The 15,145-nt window shown below is 65.3% G+C and carries 14 protein-coding genes; 1 reads left to right on the top strand and 13 read right to left on the bottom strand.

The window, feature by feature from the left end:
- Positions 1-35 precede the first annotated feature (35 nt).
- Positions 36-725: a phosphate regulon transcriptional regulator PhoB gene (gene phoB, locus F1640_RS16985; RefSeq protein WP_124807908.1), complete on the top strand. Its 690-nt coding sequence runs from the start codon at positions 36-38 to the stop codon at positions 723-725.
- Between the two features lie 6 nt (positions 726-731).
- Here the strand turns inward: phoB and F1640_RS16980 are convergent, their stop codons facing one another.
- From F1640_RS16980 to nuoF, 13 genes are all read right to left on the bottom strand, one after another.
- Entirely contained in the window at positions 732-1,004 is a 273-nt protein-coding gene (locus F1640_RS16980; protein WP_124807909.1) for a DUF1467 family protein, read from the bottom strand.
- 7 nt (positions 1,005-1,011) lie between these two features.
- Entirely contained in the window at positions 1,012-2,664 is a 1,653-nt protein-coding gene (locus F1640_RS16975) for a ribonuclease J (protein ID WP_194920259.1), read from the bottom strand.
- Positions 2,661-3,440 (bottom strand): type III pantothenate kinase, encoded by a 780-nt coding sequence (locus F1640_RS16970; protein WP_125955072.1) that lies wholly within the window; start codon positions 3,438-3,440, stop codon positions 2,661-2,663. The genes F1640_RS16975 and F1640_RS16970 overlap by 4 nt, the downstream gene beginning before the upstream one ends.
- Entirely contained in the window at positions 3,424-4,155 is a 732-nt protein-coding gene (locus tag F1640_RS16965; RefSeq protein WP_194920258.1) for a biotin--[acetyl-CoA-carboxylase] ligase, read from the bottom strand. The genes F1640_RS16970 and F1640_RS16965 overlap by 17 nt, the downstream gene beginning before the upstream one ends.
- A 21-nt stretch (positions 4,156-4,176) precedes the next feature.
- Positions 4,177-5,640: an NADH-quinone oxidoreductase subunit NuoN gene (gene nuoN, locus F1640_RS16960; protein ID WP_194920255.1), complete on the bottom strand. Its 1,464-nt coding sequence runs from the start codon at positions 5,638-5,640 to the stop codon at positions 4,177-4,179.
- On the bottom strand, positions 5,640-7,175 hold the full coding sequence (locus tag F1640_RS16955) for an NADH-quinone oxidoreductase subunit M (protein ID WP_194920253.1): 1,536 nt from the start codon (positions 7,173-7,175) through the stop codon (positions 5,640-5,642). Before F1640_RS16955 ends, nuoN begins: the two co-directional genes overlap by 1 nt.
- Positions 7,172-9,241, bottom strand: coding sequence for an NADH-quinone oxidoreductase subunit L (gene nuoL / locus F1640_RS16950; RefSeq protein ID WP_194920251.1), 2,070 nt, complete (start codon positions 9,239-9,241; stop codon positions 7,172-7,174). The genes F1640_RS16955 and nuoL overlap by 4 nt, the downstream gene beginning before the upstream one ends.
- Before the next feature lie 10 nt (positions 9,242-9,251).
- Positions 9,252-9,557 (bottom strand): NADH-quinone oxidoreductase subunit NuoK, encoded by a 306-nt coding sequence (gene nuoK, locus F1640_RS16945; protein WP_124807916.1) that lies wholly within the window; start codon positions 9,555-9,557, stop codon positions 9,252-9,254.
- A complete protein-coding gene (locus F1640_RS16940) occupies positions 9,557-10,174 on the bottom strand; it encodes an NADH-quinone oxidoreductase subunit J (protein WP_124807917.1) in 618 nt (205 codons plus the stop codon). The genes nuoK and F1640_RS16940 overlap by 1 nt, the downstream gene beginning before the upstream one ends.
- A 12-nt stretch (positions 10,175-10,186) precedes the next feature.
- Positions 10,187-10,672 (bottom strand): NADH-quinone oxidoreductase subunit NuoI, encoded by a 486-nt coding sequence (gene nuoI, locus F1640_RS16935; protein WP_124807918.1) that lies wholly within the window; start codon positions 10,670-10,672, stop codon positions 10,187-10,189.
- Entirely contained in the window at positions 10,669-11,715 is a 1,047-nt protein-coding gene (gene nuoH / locus F1640_RS16930; RefSeq protein ID WP_136955287.1) for an NADH-quinone oxidoreductase subunit NuoH, read from the bottom strand. The genes nuoI and nuoH overlap by 4 nt, the downstream gene beginning before the upstream one ends.
- Positions 11,716-11,833: 118 nt before the next feature.
- Positions 11,834-13,843, bottom strand: coding sequence for an NADH-quinone oxidoreductase subunit NuoG (gene nuoG / locus F1640_RS16925; RefSeq protein ID WP_194920249.1), 2,010 nt, complete (start codon positions 13,841-13,843; stop codon positions 11,834-11,836).
- The gene (gene nuoF / locus F1640_RS16920; protein WP_124807920.1) at positions 13,843-15,135 is read right to left on the bottom strand and encodes an NADH-quinone oxidoreductase subunit NuoF; all 1,293 of its coding nucleotides are present in this window, start codon (positions 15,133-15,135) and stop codon (positions 13,843-13,845) included. Before nuoF ends, nuoG begins: the two co-directional genes overlap by 1 nt.
- Between the last annotated feature and the right edge of the window lie 10 nt (positions 15,136-15,145).

Here is a 15,145-nt window from a genome sequence, read left to right as displayed (position 1 = left end):
GTGCTTTCGCAACCTGCCTGTCATGGAGGTTCGCCGTGTCTGCCCCGAAACTGCTTCTGGTTGAAGACGATACCGCGCTTGCCGAACTGGTCGAATACCGGTTTCGTGGCGAAGGATACGACGTGCGCACCACCGACGATGGCGACGAGGCCCTGCTTCTCGCTGCCGAGGATACGCCGGATCTGGTCCTGCTGGACTGGATGATCGGCGGCACCAGCGGGATCGAGGTCTGCCGCCGCCTGCGCCGCAACAAGAGCACGGCGCATGTGCCGATCATCATGCTCACCGCCCGCAGCGATGAGGACGACCGCGTGCGCGGGCTGGAAACCGGCGCTGACGATTATGTCACCAAGCCGTTCTCGCCGCGCGAACTGATTGCCCGCGTGGGCGCGGTGCTGCGCCGCGTGCGCCCGGCACTGGCCGGAGAGACCATCACCGTGGGCGATCTTTCGCTCGATCCCACGGCCCATCGCGTCATGCGGCGCGGGCAGGCGATAAAGATCGGCCCCACCGAATTCCGCCTGCTGCGCCACTTCATGGAACACCCCGGCCGCGTCTTTTCGCGCGGGCAACTGCTCGATGCGGTGTGGGGCAGCGGCAGCGACATCGAACTGCGCACGGTGGACGTTCACATCCGCCGTCTGCGCCAGGCGATCGCGCTCCCCGGAGCGGCCGATCCGGTACGCACGGTGCGTTCCGCGGGCTACGCGCTGGAAGGCGCCTAAACCCGGTCAGACACCCAGTTTGCGGGCGTAGTCGAGATCGTCGATGGTGACCCACTGATTGACGTAGTTCGCGTAGTACAGCCCGAACAGGATCGCCGCCAGGATGGTGGCGCGGATCGCGACCCGCTTGGGCCGGAAATTGCCGGGCGCGCTGTGCGCCTGCCCGTCCACCTTGCCCATCCCCAGTTCGTCGTGCGTGCGGATGCCGAACGGCATCACCAGGAAGGCGGCGAACACCCAGAACAGCGAATAGATCGCAACGATCGACGTCCAGCGCACGGCAGGCCTATCCTTCCCGCAGCAGGACCTGGACGACCGGCTTCTTGCCGGACCAGCGCTGCGCCGCCCGCCTTACCGCCAGCCGCACCGTCTCGGCAACCGCCAGCCTGTCGCGCTTGCGATCGCCCTTCAGATCCTTGACCGCCTGCGCAGCGTCCGCCTGCGCTTCCTGCACGAACTGGTCCATGTCCTCGTCCAGCGGCAGGCCGATGCTGCCGACATCGACCGAAGAGGCCAGCCGGCCCTCGGGCGTCACCGCCAGCGCCACCGAAACCAGCCCGTTCAGCCCCAGCTTGCGCCGCGCTGCCATGGCCTCGCCATCCGCCGGCGCGATGATGTCGCCATCCAGCACGAGCCGCCCGGCGCGCACCTCGGTCAGCTTCACCGGCCCGTCGGGCGCCAGCCGCAGCAGATCGCCGTTCTTCTGCAAGATCGCCTTCGGGATGCCCTCGTCCAGCCCCAGCCGGGCCTGTTCGGCCATATGGCGTATCTCGCCATGGACGGGCACGAGTATCTCCGGCCGCAGCCAGTCATAGAGCGCAACCAGTTCGGGCCGCCCCGGATGGCCCGACACGTGGATCATGCTTTGCCGGTCGGTCACGATGCGCACACCGCGCGCCACCAGCGCGTTCTGCACGCGGCCGATGGCCAGTTCGTTGCCCGGTATCTGCCGGCTGGAGAACAGCACGACATCGCCTTCCTCCAGGCGGATCGGGTGCTGTTCGGCGGCGATGCGCGCCAGCGCGGCGCGCGGTTCGCCCTGCCCCCCTGTGGCCAGCACCATGATCTCGCCGCGCGGCAGGTCCATGGCCCGGTCCATGCTGACCGTTTCGGGGAAGTCCTCGAGATAGCCCGAAGCCTGCGCCACCGAAATGATCCGGTCCAGCGATCGCCCGGCCACGCAAAGCTGCCGCCCGGTCGCCTGCGCCACTTCGGCCAGCGTCTGCAGCCGCGCCACGTTGGAAGCGAACGTCGTCACCACCACGCGCCGCCCGCGCTGGCGGCTGACCGTCTCCAGCAGGCCGGCGCGCACCGCGCCTTCGGAACCGGATGCGGCCGGGTTGAACACGTTGGTCGAATCGCACACCAGCGCCAGCACGCCCTCGTCGCCGATCGCGGTCAGTTCCTCCTCGGTCGCCGGCGTGCCGATGCGCGGTTCGTCGTCCAGCTTCCAGTCACCGGTGTGGAACACGCGGCCGTAAGGCGTGTCGATCAGCAGCGCGTTGCCTTCGGCGATCGAGTGCGCCAGCGGCACATACCGGATATCGAACGGCCCCAGCGAGAACGCTCCCTCGTTGGGAATGACATTCAATTCGATGTCCGCGTCGATGCCCGCCTCGACCAGCTTTTCGTTGACGAGCCGCGCGGTGAACGGCGTGGCAAAGAGCGGCACGCCCAGTTCCTGCGCGAAATAGGGCACCGCGCCGATGTGATCCTCGTGCGCGTGGGTCAGCACCACGCCCAGCAGGTTTTCGCGCTGCTCCTCGATGAACTCGAGATCGGCGAAAACCAGATCCACGCCGGGATAATAGGGGTCGGCGAAGGTCATCCCCAGATCGACCATCAGCCACTTGCCGTCGCACCCGTAGAGGTTGACGTTCATCCCGATCTCGCCCGAACCACCCAGGGCGAGGAAAAGCAGTTCCTTTCCTGGCTTCACGAGGGAGCACGCTCCGCAAGGATCGCGAGACCGTCCAGCGTCAGATCGGTATCCACATGATCGAAGATCGTGGTGTGATCCCCGAACAGCACGGCAAGGCCGCCGGTCGCGATCACCTTGGCCGGCCGGCCCACTTCCGCCCGCATCCGTGCTATCAGCCCTTCCATCAACGAAACGTAGCCCCAGAACACGCCGATCTGCATCTGATCCTCGGTATTGCGCCCGATCACACTGTTGGTGCGGCTGGGCGGCGCGATGGCGATGCGCGGCAGCTTGGCGGCAGCATTGACCAGCGCTTCCAGCGAAAGGTTAATGCCCGGCGCGATGATCCCGCCCTTGTAGGCACCGTTGAAATCCACCACGTCGAACGTCGTTGCCGTGCCGAAATCAACCACGATCAGATCGCCGGGATACTTGGCGTGCGCGGCGATGGCGTTCACGGCGCGATCGGCCCCCAGCGAGCGCGGCTCGTCCACGTCGATATCGATGCCCCATTCGATCGGCGGCTGCCCGGCGATCAGCGCATCGCGATGGAAGTACTTCTGAGCCAGCACCTGCAGGTTGTGCAGCGCGCGCGGAACGACCGTGGAAACGATGATCTGATCGACGTCATCGGCCGCGAAGCCCTGCAACTGCATCAGTTGGAGCAGCCAGACCGCGTATTCGTCCGCCGTCCGGCGCGGGTCGGTCGCCACGCGCCAGCGCGATTTGATCGTCCGTCCGGCATAGAGGGCAAAGACAACGTTGGTGTTGCCTACATCAATCGCGAGCAGCATCCGTTCCCACCATTTCAATATCGCCCGCGTGGATGGCACGGGTGGAGCCGTCCGCCAAGCGCAGAAGCGCCACACCCTCCTCGTCGATGCCGCCGAACGCGCCCATGATCTCGCCCTGATCGCGGTCCTTGACCGTCACCAGCGTTCCGACGGGATGCGCGCGCACCAGCCATTCGCCCCGCAGCAGCGCCCATTCGCCCCGGCGCCAGCGCAACAATGCATCGGCCCAGGCCGCCGCCAGCCGCTCCGCGAACGCATCCCGCCTCACGGGAAAGCCCAGCGCGGCAAGACTGGCCGTGGCGCGACCCGGTACCTGCGGGGACTGCGCCAGATTGACGCCGATTCCGACCACCACCGCTTCGCGTTGCCGTTCGAGCAGGATGCCAACCAGCTTGGCATGGCCCACAAGCACATCGTTGGGCCACTTGAGCCGCAGATCGGCGATCGCGGGGGCACAGGCCTTCACCGCATCGAACACGGCGACCCCGGCCACCAGCGCCAGCGTCTGCGCCGGTGGATCGCCGGCGCGCAGCTGCACCGCGGTCGATCCCATGAAATTGCCGGCGCCATCGGACCACACGCGCCCGGCGCGCCCGCGCCCGGCGCTTTGCCGGTCGGCCACCAGCCAGTGCCCTTCCGGCACGGCTTCCCCCTCCCTCACCCGCGCCAGCAGCGCGGCGTTGGTGGAGGGGATTTCAGCGACGGTTTCGATCAAGGCTGGACAGCCTTCGCGCGGTCAAGCGACGTGGAACAGCGCCGTGGCGGCGTTGTCGGCCAGCGTCCCGATCCACTTGGTCAGCAGATAGCCCAGCGGCGAGATGAACAGCGCCGACGCTGCCAGCAACACGCCATGCGCCAGATCAATCTCGCCCTTCACCCGGTCCGCTGCCTCGTCGAAGTACATGACCTTGACGATCTTGAGGTAATAGAACGCGCCGATCACGCTGGCCGCGATACCGATCGCCGCGAGCGCCACGAGATTGGCCTGCACGGCGGCCTGGAACACCACGAACTTGCCCCAGAAGCCGAACAGCGGCGGAATGCCGGCGAGGCTGAACATCACCGCCGCCAGCGCCAGCGCCAGCATCGGCCGGGTCTTCGACAGGCCGGCGAGGTCGGAAATGGCTTCCACCGCATCGCCGTTCTCGTCGCGCAGCAAAAGGATGGCCACGAAGCCCGCGATCGACATCGCGACATAGATCGCGAGATAGACCAGCATGGCGGACGCGCCCTTGGGCGTCGCCGCCGCAAGGCCGATCAGCATGAAGCCGACATTGTTGATCGAGGAATAGGCCATCAGGCGCTTGATGTTCGCCTGCCCGATCGCGCCCAGCGCGCCGATCACGATCGACAACAGCGAGGCAAAGATCACGATCTGCTGCCACGCCCCCGGCTGCGAGCCGAACGCTTCCAGGCTGACGCGCATCAGCAGCGCCAGCGCCGCCGCCTTGGGCGCGGTGGCGAAGAACGTCGTCACCGGCGTCGGCGCGCCTTCGTAGACGTCCGGCGTCCACATGTGGAACGGCGCCGCGCTGATCTTGAAGGCCAGGCCCGCCAGCACGAACACGATGCCGAACGTAGCGCCGGTCGACAGCGAGCCCGACAGGGCCAGGCGGATACCTTCGAAGCTGGTGGTGCCGGTGAAGCCATAGGTCAAGCTCATGCCGAACAGCAGGATGCCGCTGGCGAGCGAGCCGAGCACGAAATACTTCAGGCCCGATTCCGCCGAGCGATCATCGGTGCGCAGGAACGCGGCGAGGACGTAGGAGGCCAGGCTGTTGAGTTCGAGGCCGATGTAGAGCGTCAGCAGATCGCCCGCCGAAACCATCATGCCCATGCCCAGCGCCGCGAACAGCACCAGCAGCGGGAATTCCGCCCGCATCGCGCGGACCCGGTCGAAGAACGCGGGCGCGACGATCAGCGTGACGCCGGCACCGGCATAGACCAGCAGCTTGGCGAAGGCCGAGAAGGCGTCCGCCTTGTACTGCCCGCCGAATGCCTCGGTATCCGGCCCCATCGCGCCGCCGCACAGCGCGGGGGCGACAAGGATCGCGCAGACCGTCAGCGCGGCGACCGACAGGATCGAGATCGTCCGCGCCGCCTTGTCACCGCCCCAAGCGGCGACCAGCAGGAGCAGCAGGCCGGAGATGCTGAGCACTTCTTCCGGCGCAACGATCAGAAGGGAGCGAACGAGTTCCATCAGTGCGCCTCCCCTTCGTGCGCTTCATGTTCGGCGGCCGGCTTGGGCGCCCCCATCTTCACGTCGGCATCTCCCTTGGGCCGGGCCTGGGCAAGGCGCGCATCGAGCGCGGCGATGTCCTTCTTCATCGGATCGAGGAACGACTGCGGATAGACGCCCATCCACAGCACCACGGCCGCGAGCGGCACCATCATCGCCCATTCGCGCGCATCGAGATCGGGCATCGCGGCGGCATCGGCGTTCTTCTGTTCGCCAAAGGCCACGCGGCGGTAGAGGTAGAGCATGTAGGCCGCGCCCAGGATGATGCCCGTGGTGCAGATCAGCGCCACCCAGCTCGACGCCTGGTACACGCCCAACAGCGACAGGAATTCGCCGACGAACCCGCTGGTGCCCGGCAGGCCGATCGAGGCCATGGTGAACAGCAGGAAGAACAGCGCGTACCTGGGCATGTTGATGGCCAGGCCACCGTAACGGTCGATCTCGCGGGTATGCAGGCGATCGTAGATCACGCCCACGCACAGGAACAGCGCGCCCGCCACCAGGCCGTGGCTCAGCATGACGATCATCGAGCCTTCAAGGCCCTGTTCGTTGAAGGCGAACAGGCCGATCGTCACGATCGCCATATGCGCGACCGAGGAATAGGCGATCAGCTTCTTCATGTCGTGCTGGACCAGCGCGATCAGCGAGGTGATGACCACCGCCGCCATCGACAGGCCCCAGATCAGCGGCGCGAACTGCGCCGAGGCTTCCGGGAACATCGGCAGCGAGAAGCGGATGAAGCCATAGCCGCCCATCTTCAGCAGCACGCCGGCCAGGATCACCGAGCCGCCGGTTGGCGCCTGCACGTGCGCGTCGGGCAACCAGGTGTGGACCGGCCACATCGGCATCTTGACCGCGAAGCTGGCGAAGAAGGCCAGCCACAGCCAGGTCTGTGCGTGGACCGGGAAGTTGTAGACCATCAGCGTCGGGATGTCGGTCGTGCCCGCCTCGTTCACCATCCAGAACATCGCGATCAGCATCAGCACCGAGCCGAGCAGCGTGTAGAGGAAGAACTTGTAGCTGGCGTAGATGCGCTCCGCACCGCCCCAGATGCCGATGATCAGATACATCGGGATCAGGCCGGCTTCGAACATGATGTAGAACAGGAACAGGTCCTGCGCCGCGAAAACGCCGATCATCAGCGTTTCCATCAGCATGAACGCGGCATAGTATTCGCCCTGGCGCTTGTCGATCGACAGCCAGCTGGCGCCGATGCACACCGGCATCAGGAACACCGTCAGCGCGATCAGCATCAGCGCGATGCCGTCGATGCCCAGCTTCCATTCGAAGCCCGCGAACAGCGCGGCGTGTTCGGTGAATTGCCACTGCGCGCCGCCGGTATCGAAGTTCGCCCACAGCAGCATGCCAAGGACGAAATCGATCAGCGTCCCCACCAGCGCCACGGTGCGCGCCTGTTCGCGATCGACGAGGAGGCAGGCCACCGCCGTTACGAGCGGCACCAGCAACATCACCGAAAGGATCGGAAACCCGGTCATTGTGCGATCACCCAGCTGATTGCGAGCGTCAGGCCGATCAGCATGACCAGCGCATAGCTATAGAGATACCCGGACTGCAGCTTCACCGCCGCACGGCTGCCCTTGGCCACCACCCAGGCGGCGCCGTTGGGGCCGAAGCGATCGATGATGCCGATATCGCCCACCTTCCAGAACACCCGGCCCAGCCACATCGCCGGACGGACGAAGATGAAGTGATAAAGCTCGTCGAAGTACCACTTGTTGAGAAGGAACCGGTAGAGGAAGCCGAACTGGTCGACGAACGCCGCCGGGAACTTCGTGTTCTTGATATAGGCGTACCAGGCGATCAGCAGGCCGGTCGCCATGACCGTGAACGGCGCCCACTTCACCCAGTGCGGCACCTGGTGCATCGCGTGGATCAGGTGCTCGCTGAACACGAGGCTGCCCTTCCAGAACTCGCCCGTGCCTTCGCTGACGAAGGCGTGGTTGAACACCAGCCCCGCGAAGATCGCGCCGATCGACAGGATGACAAGCGGGGTGAGCATCACCGCCGGGCTTTCATGCGGATGATAGCCGGCCGTGCCATCGCCGTGATGGCCATGATGCCCGTGATCGTCGTGCCCGTGATGATCGTGTCCATGGCCTTCGTGGCCGTGATCATCATGACCATGGCCATGCGCGTCGTGCACCGCGTGCTGGATGTGTTCGGACTGTTCCCACCGCGGCTTGCCGAAGAAGGTCAGGAACACCAGCCGCCAGGAATAGAAGCTGGTCAGCAGCGCGGCGAAGATGCCCATGAAGAAGGCGAAGTGCGAAAGCTCCGTCCCGCGCGCGAACGCGGCCTCGAGGATCGCGTCCTTCGAATAGAAGCCGGCGAAGCCCACGACATCGACGATGCCGACGCCGGTAATCGCCAGCGTGCCCGCCGTCATCGCCCAGAAGGTGATCGGGATGTGCTTCCGCAGGCCGCCATAATAGCGCATGTCCTGTTCGTGGTGCATCGCGTGGATCACCGAACCCGCGCCCAGGAACAGCAGTGCCTTGAAGAAGGCGTGCGTGAACAGGTGGAACATCGCCGCGCCATAGGCGCCGACGCCCGCCGCGAAGAACATGTAGCCCAGCTGCGAACAGGTGGAATAGGCGATCACGCGCTTGATGTCGGTCTGCGTCGTGCCGATCGTCGCCGCGAAGAAGCAGGTCGCCGCACCGATGAAGGTCACGAAGCCCAGCGCCGTCGGGCTGGTTTCGAACATCGGCGAAAGGCGGCAGACCATGAACACGCCTGCGGTGACCATCGTCGCGGCGTGGATCAGCGCCGAAACCGGCGTCGGGCCTTCCATCGCGTCCGGCAGCCAGGTGTGCAGGCCAAGCTGCGCCGATTTGCCCATCGCGCCGATGAACAGCAGCAGGCACAGCACCGTCATCGTGTCGAAGCGGTGGCCGAGGAAGCCGATCGTCGATCCGGCCATGCCCGGCGCGGCTTCGAGGATCGCGGGAATGGAAACCGTGCCGAACACCAGGAAGGTGCCGAAGATGCCCATCATGAAGCCCAGGTCACCCACGCGGTTGACCACGAAGGCCTTCATCGCGGCGGCGTTGGCGCTGGGCTTGCGGAACCAGAAGCCGATCAGGAGGTACGAGGCGAGGCCCACGCCTTCCCAGCCGAAGAACATCTGCACCAGGTTGTCGGCGGTCACCAGCATCAGCATGGCGAAGGTGAACAGCGACAGGTACGCGAAGAAGCGCGGCTGGTCCAGCTCGTCGCTCATGTAGCCCCACGAATAGAGGTGCACGAGCGCGGAGACGCTGGTGATGACCACCAGCATGACCGCCGTCAGCGTATCGACGCGCAGCGCCCAGGCGAAATCGAGATTGCCCGAGGTCACCCAGTGCAGCACCGGCGAGACATGCGCCTCGGCATGGCCCGACAGGAACGACAGGAAGATCGGCCACGACAGCGCGCACGAGATGAACAGCGCGCCGGTCGTCACCACCTTGGCGGGAACATTGCCCAGCTGCTTGTTGCCCAGCCCGGCGATGATCGCCGCCAGCAGCGGCAGGAAGACGATGATGTGGATGGCAGACATGATCGCGTACTCAGCCCTTCATCCGGTTGACGTCGTCGACGGCGATGGTGCCGCGGCCACGGAAGTAGATGACCAGGATCGCAAGGCCGATCGCCGCCTCGCCCGCCGCCACGGTCAGCACGAACATCGCGAAGACCTGGCCGACAAGGTCGTGCAGGAAGGCGCTGAAGGCGACCAGGTTAAGGTTCACCGACAGCAGGATCAGCTCGATCGCCATCAGGATGATGATGACGTTCTTGCGGTTGAGGAAGATGCCGAGCACGCCGAGCACGAACATGATCGAGCTGACGACGACATAGTGTTCGATGCCGATCATTAGAGGCTGACCCCCTTGCCCACTTCCGGCTTCACGTTGATGGTCGCCTCTTCCGGACGGCGCGCGACCTGTTTCGCCACGTTCTGGCCGCGCACCCCGCCACGCTGGCGGTGCGTCAGCACGATGGCGCCGATCAGGGCCACCAGCAGCAGGATGCCCGCCGCTTCGAACAGGAAGAGGTAGCGCGTGTACAGCAGCGCCCCGATGGATTCGATGTTGGATGCCCCGGCCAGCGGCGCGGCCGTCCCGTCCGCCGTGCCAAGCTGCATCGCGCCGGCGCGATAGGCGCCGATGCCCAGAACCAGTTCGCACAGCAGCACCAGCGCCAGGATCATTCCCAGCGGGAAGTTCTTTACGAACCCGGCGCGCAGTTCGGCGAAATCGATGTCGAGCATCATCACCACGAACAGGAACAGCACCGCGACCGCGCCGACATAGACGATGACCAGCAGCATCGCGATGAACTCGGCCCCCACCAGGATCATCAGGCCGGCGGCGTTGAAGAACGCCAGGATCAGCCAGAGAACCGAATGGACCGGGTTGCGGGCCAGGATCGTGACGGCGCCCGAGACAATCATGAGCGTCGCGAAGAGATAGAAGGCAAATGCCTGGATCATGGTTTCGCGCCCCTACCGGTACGGTGCGTCGGCTTCAAGGTTGGCAGCGATCGCGCGCTCCCACTTGTCGCCGTTCGCCAGCAGCTTGGCCTTGTCGTAAAGCAGTTCCTCGCGCGTTTCGGTCGCGTATTCGAAGTTCGGCCCTTCGACGATGGCATCGACCGGGCAGGCTTCCTGGCAGAAGCCGCAGAAGATGCACTTGGTCATGTCGATGTCGTAGCGCGTGGTGCGGCGGCTGCCGTCCTCGCGCGGTTGCGCTTCAATGGTAATGGCCTGGGCCGGACACACCGCCTCGCACAGCTTGCACGCGATGCAGCGTTCCTCGCCGTTGGGATAGCGGCGCAGCGCGTGTTCGCCACGGAAGCGCGGGCTAAGCGGGTTCTTCTCGAACGGGTAGTTGATCGTCGCCTTGGTCTTGAAGAAATACTTCAAGGTCAGCCAGTGCGCCTTCACGAACTCCCACAGGGTGAAGCTCTTGATGAGCTGTCCGACGGTCATGAGAAATGCCCCGTAAGCATCAGGTAGCCGCTGACGAGGAACACCCACAGCAGCGAGACAGGCAGGAACACCTTCCAGCCCAGACGCATCAGCTGGTCATAGCGATACCGGGGTACGGTCGCCTTCACCCAGCTGAAGATGAAGAAGAAGAACAGGATCTTGAGCAGCACCCACACGACGCCCGGCACCAGATAGAGCACCGGAATGTCGAGCGGCGGCAGCCATCCGCCCCAGAACAACGTGGCGTTGAGCGCGCACATCAGCAGCACGTTGGCGTATTCGCCCAGCCAGTAGAGCGCGAAGGCCATCGACGAATATTCGGTCTGGTACCCGGCGACGAGTTCGCTCTCCGCCTCGGTCAGGTCGAACGGCGCGCGCTGCGTTTCCGCCATGCCCGAGATCAGGAACATCACCCACATCGGGAACAGCAGCGGGTTGAACACGAAGCCGTTGAACAGCCCCAGCACATGACCCTGCTGCGCCTTGACGATCTCGTTCATGTTGAACGAGCCGGACCACAGCACCACGCAGATCAGGATGAAGCCGATCGAGACTTCGTAGCTGATCATCTGCGCCGAAGCGCGCATCGCCGAGAAAAACGGGTACTTCGAGTTCGAGGACCAGCCGGCGATGATCGTGCCGTAAACGCCCAGCGACGAAATCGCGAGGACATAGAGCAGGCCGACGTTGATGTTGGCGAGGATCGCGCCCGAATTGAACGGGATCACCGCCCAGGCCATCAGCGCCACCGTGAAGGTGATGATCGGGGCGATCAGGAACAGGCCCTTGTTGGCCGCCGAAGGAATGATCGTTTCCTGCAGCATGACCTTGAGGCCGTCCGCGAACGACTGCAGCAGACCGAACGGGCCGACCACGTTGGGGCCGCGGCGCAGCGCCATCGCCGCCCAGATCTTGCGGTCGGCATAGATGATCATCGCCACGCCGAGCATCAGCGGCAGCGCGATCAGCAGAATCCCGCAGATGGTCGAGATCGCCCAGGCCCATTCATAAGGCAGGCCAAGAGTCTGGAAGAAAGCGGTCATGACGGCTCCCTCAAGCCGTCACCCCAACGCAGGCTGGGGTCTCGTGCCTCAGGCGAAGCGCCATCCGGAGAGAGATGCCAGCCTTCGCTGGCATGACGGGCAATGGTGTTGGACGTGCTCACTCGGCCGCCTCCGCGAAACTTTCACCATGGAGCAGTTCGGCCGAGCAGCGCTGCAAAGTGGGGCTGGCGCGGCAGATCGCGTTGGTGAGGTAACGATCCTTGATCGGGTAGCCGGCGATCACGCCTTCCGCCTTCGCCCCGGCAGGAGCGGCGGGCAGCGCGCCGTAATCGGCCAGTCCCTCGGCACCCAGTGCCGGCACGTCCGCGATCATGGCAATGCGCAATTCGTCGAAGCTGTCGAACCCGACCGAGACTTTCAGCGCGTCGGCCATGGCCCGCAGGATGCTCCAGTCCTCGCGCGCGTCGCCGGGCGCGAAGACGGCCTTTTCGGCATATTGCACGCGGCCTTCGGTGTTGACGTAGGTGCCGTCCTTCTCGCTGTAGGCAGCGCCCGGCAGGATCACGTCGGCGGCATGGGCCGCCTTGTCGCCGTGATGGCCGATGTGGACGATCATGCTGCCGGCGAACTGGGTCCAGTCCACTTCGTCCGCGCCGAGCGAAATCACCAGCTTGGGCTTGGCTGCGACGATATCGGCAAGGCCGCCCTTCTGCGCATAGCCCAGCATCAGCCCGCCCATGCGCGCGGCCGCCATGTGGACCACGTTGAAGCCGTTCCAGCCTTCTCGCACCAGGTTGAACTTTTCGGCGAAGGCCAGGCCCGCCTCGCGCGCGCCTTTCACGATGCCGGCCGCACCGATGATGATCGCGGGCTTGGCCGCCTTGGCGAACACATCGGCGACATCGGCCGGCAAAGCGTTCAGCATGGCGGCATCGTCGCCCAGGAAGGTCGCCGGATAGGTCGGCTCCCAAGCGGGGCCGATGATGAAGACCTTCGCGCCCTTCTTCACCGCCTTGCGCAGGCGCACATTGAGCAGCGGGGCCTCGTCGCGGATCTGGCTGCCCACGACCAAGATCGCGTCGGCATCCTCGATCCCGGCCAGCGTCGAATTGAAATTCACCGCCGCCAGGCTCGACGTGTCATAGGCCATGCCTGTCTGGCGGCCTTCGAGCAGCGAGGAACCCAGAGCGCCGGCAAGCTTCTTCGCGGCGAACATCGTTTCGCAATCGACCTGGTCGCCCGCGATCACCGCGACCGATGAGCCCGGGTTGATCCGGGCGATGGCATCGAACGCCTCGGCCCAGCTGGCCGCCTGCAGCTTGCCGTCACGGCGCAGCCATGGCTTGTCGAGCCGGCGACGGGTAAGGCCATCGACCATATAGCGGCCACGGTCCGACAGCCATTCCTCGTTCACGTCGTCGTTCACGCGCGGCAGCGCGCGCAGCACTTCGCGACCCCGGCTGTCGAGCCGGATATTGGCGCCCACCGCGTCCGAAACGTCGATCGAGAGTGTCTTCTTCAGCTCCCACGGCCGCGCTTCGAACGCATAGGGGCGGCTGGTCAGCGCGCCGACCGGGCACAGGTCGATCACGTTGGCGGAAAGTTCGTGCTTCGCCGCGTGTTCCAGATAGGTCGAAATCTGGGTGCTTTCACCGCGATAGAGCGCGCCGATCTCGTCCACGCCGGCGATCTCTTCGGAGAAGCGCACGCAGCGGGTGCAGTGGATGCAGCGCGTCATCACCGTCTTGATGAGCGGCCCCATGTACTTCTCGGTGACCGCGCGCTTGCTCTCGTGATAGCGCGAACCGCCCCGGCCGTAGGCCACCGACTGGTCCTGCAGATCGCATTCGCCGCCCTGGTCGCAGATCGGGCAATCGAGCGGGTGGTTGATGAGGAGAAACTCCATCACCCCTTCGCGCGCCTTCTTGACCATCTCGCTGTCGGTGCGGATTTCCTGCCCTTCGGCGGCCGGCAGCGCGCACGATGCCTGCGGCTTCGGCGGTCCGGGCTTCACTTCGACCAGGCACATGCGGCAGTTGCCGGCGATGCTCAGCCGTTCATGATAGCAGAAGCGGGGGATTTCCTTGCCGGCCAGCTCGCATGCCTGCAGGACGGTCGCGCCTGCCGGAACTTCGAGCTCTACGCCGTCGACTTTGACCTTGGGCATTACTCTGCAGCCTCCCGCACGGCGCCGTGTTCGGCAATCCGGCGTTCCAGTTCGGGGCGGAAGTGACGGATCAGGCCCTGGATCGGCCAGGCGGCCGCGTCGCCCAGGGCGCAGATGGTGTGGCCTTCGACCTGCTTGGTCACGTTGAACAGCATGTCGATTTCCTCGACCGCCGCGTCGCCCGTGCGCAGGCGCTCCATCACGCGCCACATCCAGCCGGTGCCTTCGCGGCACGGCGTGCACTGGCCGCAGCTTTCGTGCTTGTAGAAGTGCGACAGGCGGGCGATCGCGCGGACGATGTCGGTGGACTTGTCCATCACGATCACGGCGGCGGTGCCAAGGCCGGAGCCAAGCGCGCGCAGCCCGTCGAAGTCCATCGGCGCGTCCCAGATTTCCGCCGCCGGAACCAGCGGGACCGAGGAACCGCCGGGGATCACGGCCAGCAGGTTGTCCTTGCCGCCACGAATGCCGCCGCAGTGCTTCTCGATCAGTTCGCTGAACGGGATCGACATCTCTTCCTCGACCACGCAGGGCCGTTCGACGTGCCCGCTGATCTGGAAAAGCTTGGTGCCCTTGTTGTTCTCGCGCCCGAACGACGAGAACCACGAAGCGCCACGCCGCAGGATCGTGGGCGCGACCGCGATCGATTCGACGTTGTTCACCGTGGTCGGGCAGCCATAGAGGCCCGCGCCGGCCGGGAACGGCGGCTTGAGGCGCGGCTGGCCCTTCTTGCCTTCCAGGCTCTCGATCATCGCGGTTTCTTCGCCGCAGATGTAGGCGCCCGCGCCGCGATGGACGAAGACGTCGAAGTCATAGCCCGAACCGCAGGCGTTCTTGCCCAGCAGGCCGGCGGCATAGGCCTCGTCCCGCGCGGCAAACAGCGTTTCGGCCTCGCGGATATATTCGCCGCGAATGTAGATGTAGGCTGCCCGCGCGCGCATCGCGAAGCCGGCGACCAGCGCGCCTTCCAGCAGCTTGTGCGGATCGTGGCGGATGATCTCGCGATCCTTGCACGAACCTGGCTCGGATTCGTCGGCGTTGATCACCAGGAAGCTGGGCCGGCCGTCCTTGCTTTCCTTGGGCATGAAGGACCACTTCATGCCGGTGGGGAAGCCCGCGCCGCCACGGCCGCGCAGGCCGGACGCCTTGATTTCCTCGATGATGCCGTCCTGCCCGCGTTCGAGCAGCGCCTTGGTGTTATCCCAGTCCCCACGCGCCTGCGCGGCAGGCAGGTTCCACGGTTGGTAGCCGTAGACGTTGGTGAAGATGCGGTCCTTGTCGGCGAGAGCCATGGCTTACCAT

Origin of the sequence: Novosphingobium sp. NBM11 (assembly GCF_015390225.1) — a bacterium.
Classification (GTDB): Bacteria; Pseudomonadota; Alphaproteobacteria; order Sphingomonadales; family Sphingomonadaceae; genus Novosphingobium.
The sequence above is the reverse complement of the archived record's forward strand: the minus strand, read 5'-3'. Positions and strand labels throughout refer to the sequence as shown.

Bases quoted from the DNA above. Each gene is read 5' to 3' on its own strand.
- F1640_RS16940 (WP_124807917.1), bottom strand. From the start codon at position 10,174: ATGATCCAGGCATTTGCCTTCTATCTCTTCGCGACGCTCATGATTGTC.
- nuoG (WP_194920249.1), bottom strand. From the start codon at position 13,843: ATGCCCAAGGTCAAAGTCGACGGCGTAGAGCTCGAAGTTCCGGCAGGC.
- nuoF (WP_124807920.1), bottom strand. From the start codon at position 15,135: ATGGCTCTCGCCGACAAGGACCGCATCTTCACCAACGTCTACGGCTAC.
- nuoH (WP_136955287.1), bottom strand. From the start codon at position 11,715: ATGACCGCTTTCTTCCAGACTCTTGGCCTGCCTTATGAATGGGCCTGG.
- nuoK (WP_124807916.1), bottom strand. From the start codon at position 9,557: ATGATCGGCATCGAACACTATGTCGTCGTCAGCTCGATCATGTTCGTG.
- nuoL (WP_194920251.1), bottom strand. From the start codon at position 9,241: ATGTCTGCCATCCACATCATCGTCTTCCTGCCGCTGCTGGCGGCGATC.
- nuoN (WP_194920255.1), bottom strand. From the start codon at position 5,640: ATGGAACTCGTTCGCTCCCTTCTGATCGTTGCGCCGGAAGAAGTGCTC.
- nuoI (WP_124807918.1), bottom strand. From the start codon at position 10,672: ATGACCGTCGGACAGCTCATCAAGAGCTTCACCCTGTGGGAGTTCGTG.
- F1640_RS16955 (WP_194920253.1), bottom strand. From the start codon at position 7,175: ATGACCGGGTTTCCGATCCTTTCGGTGATGTTGCTGGTGCCGCTCGTA.
- F1640_RS16970 (WP_125955072.1), bottom strand. From the start codon at position 3,440: ATGCTGCTCGCGATTGATGTAGGCAACACCAACGTTGTCTTTGCCCTC.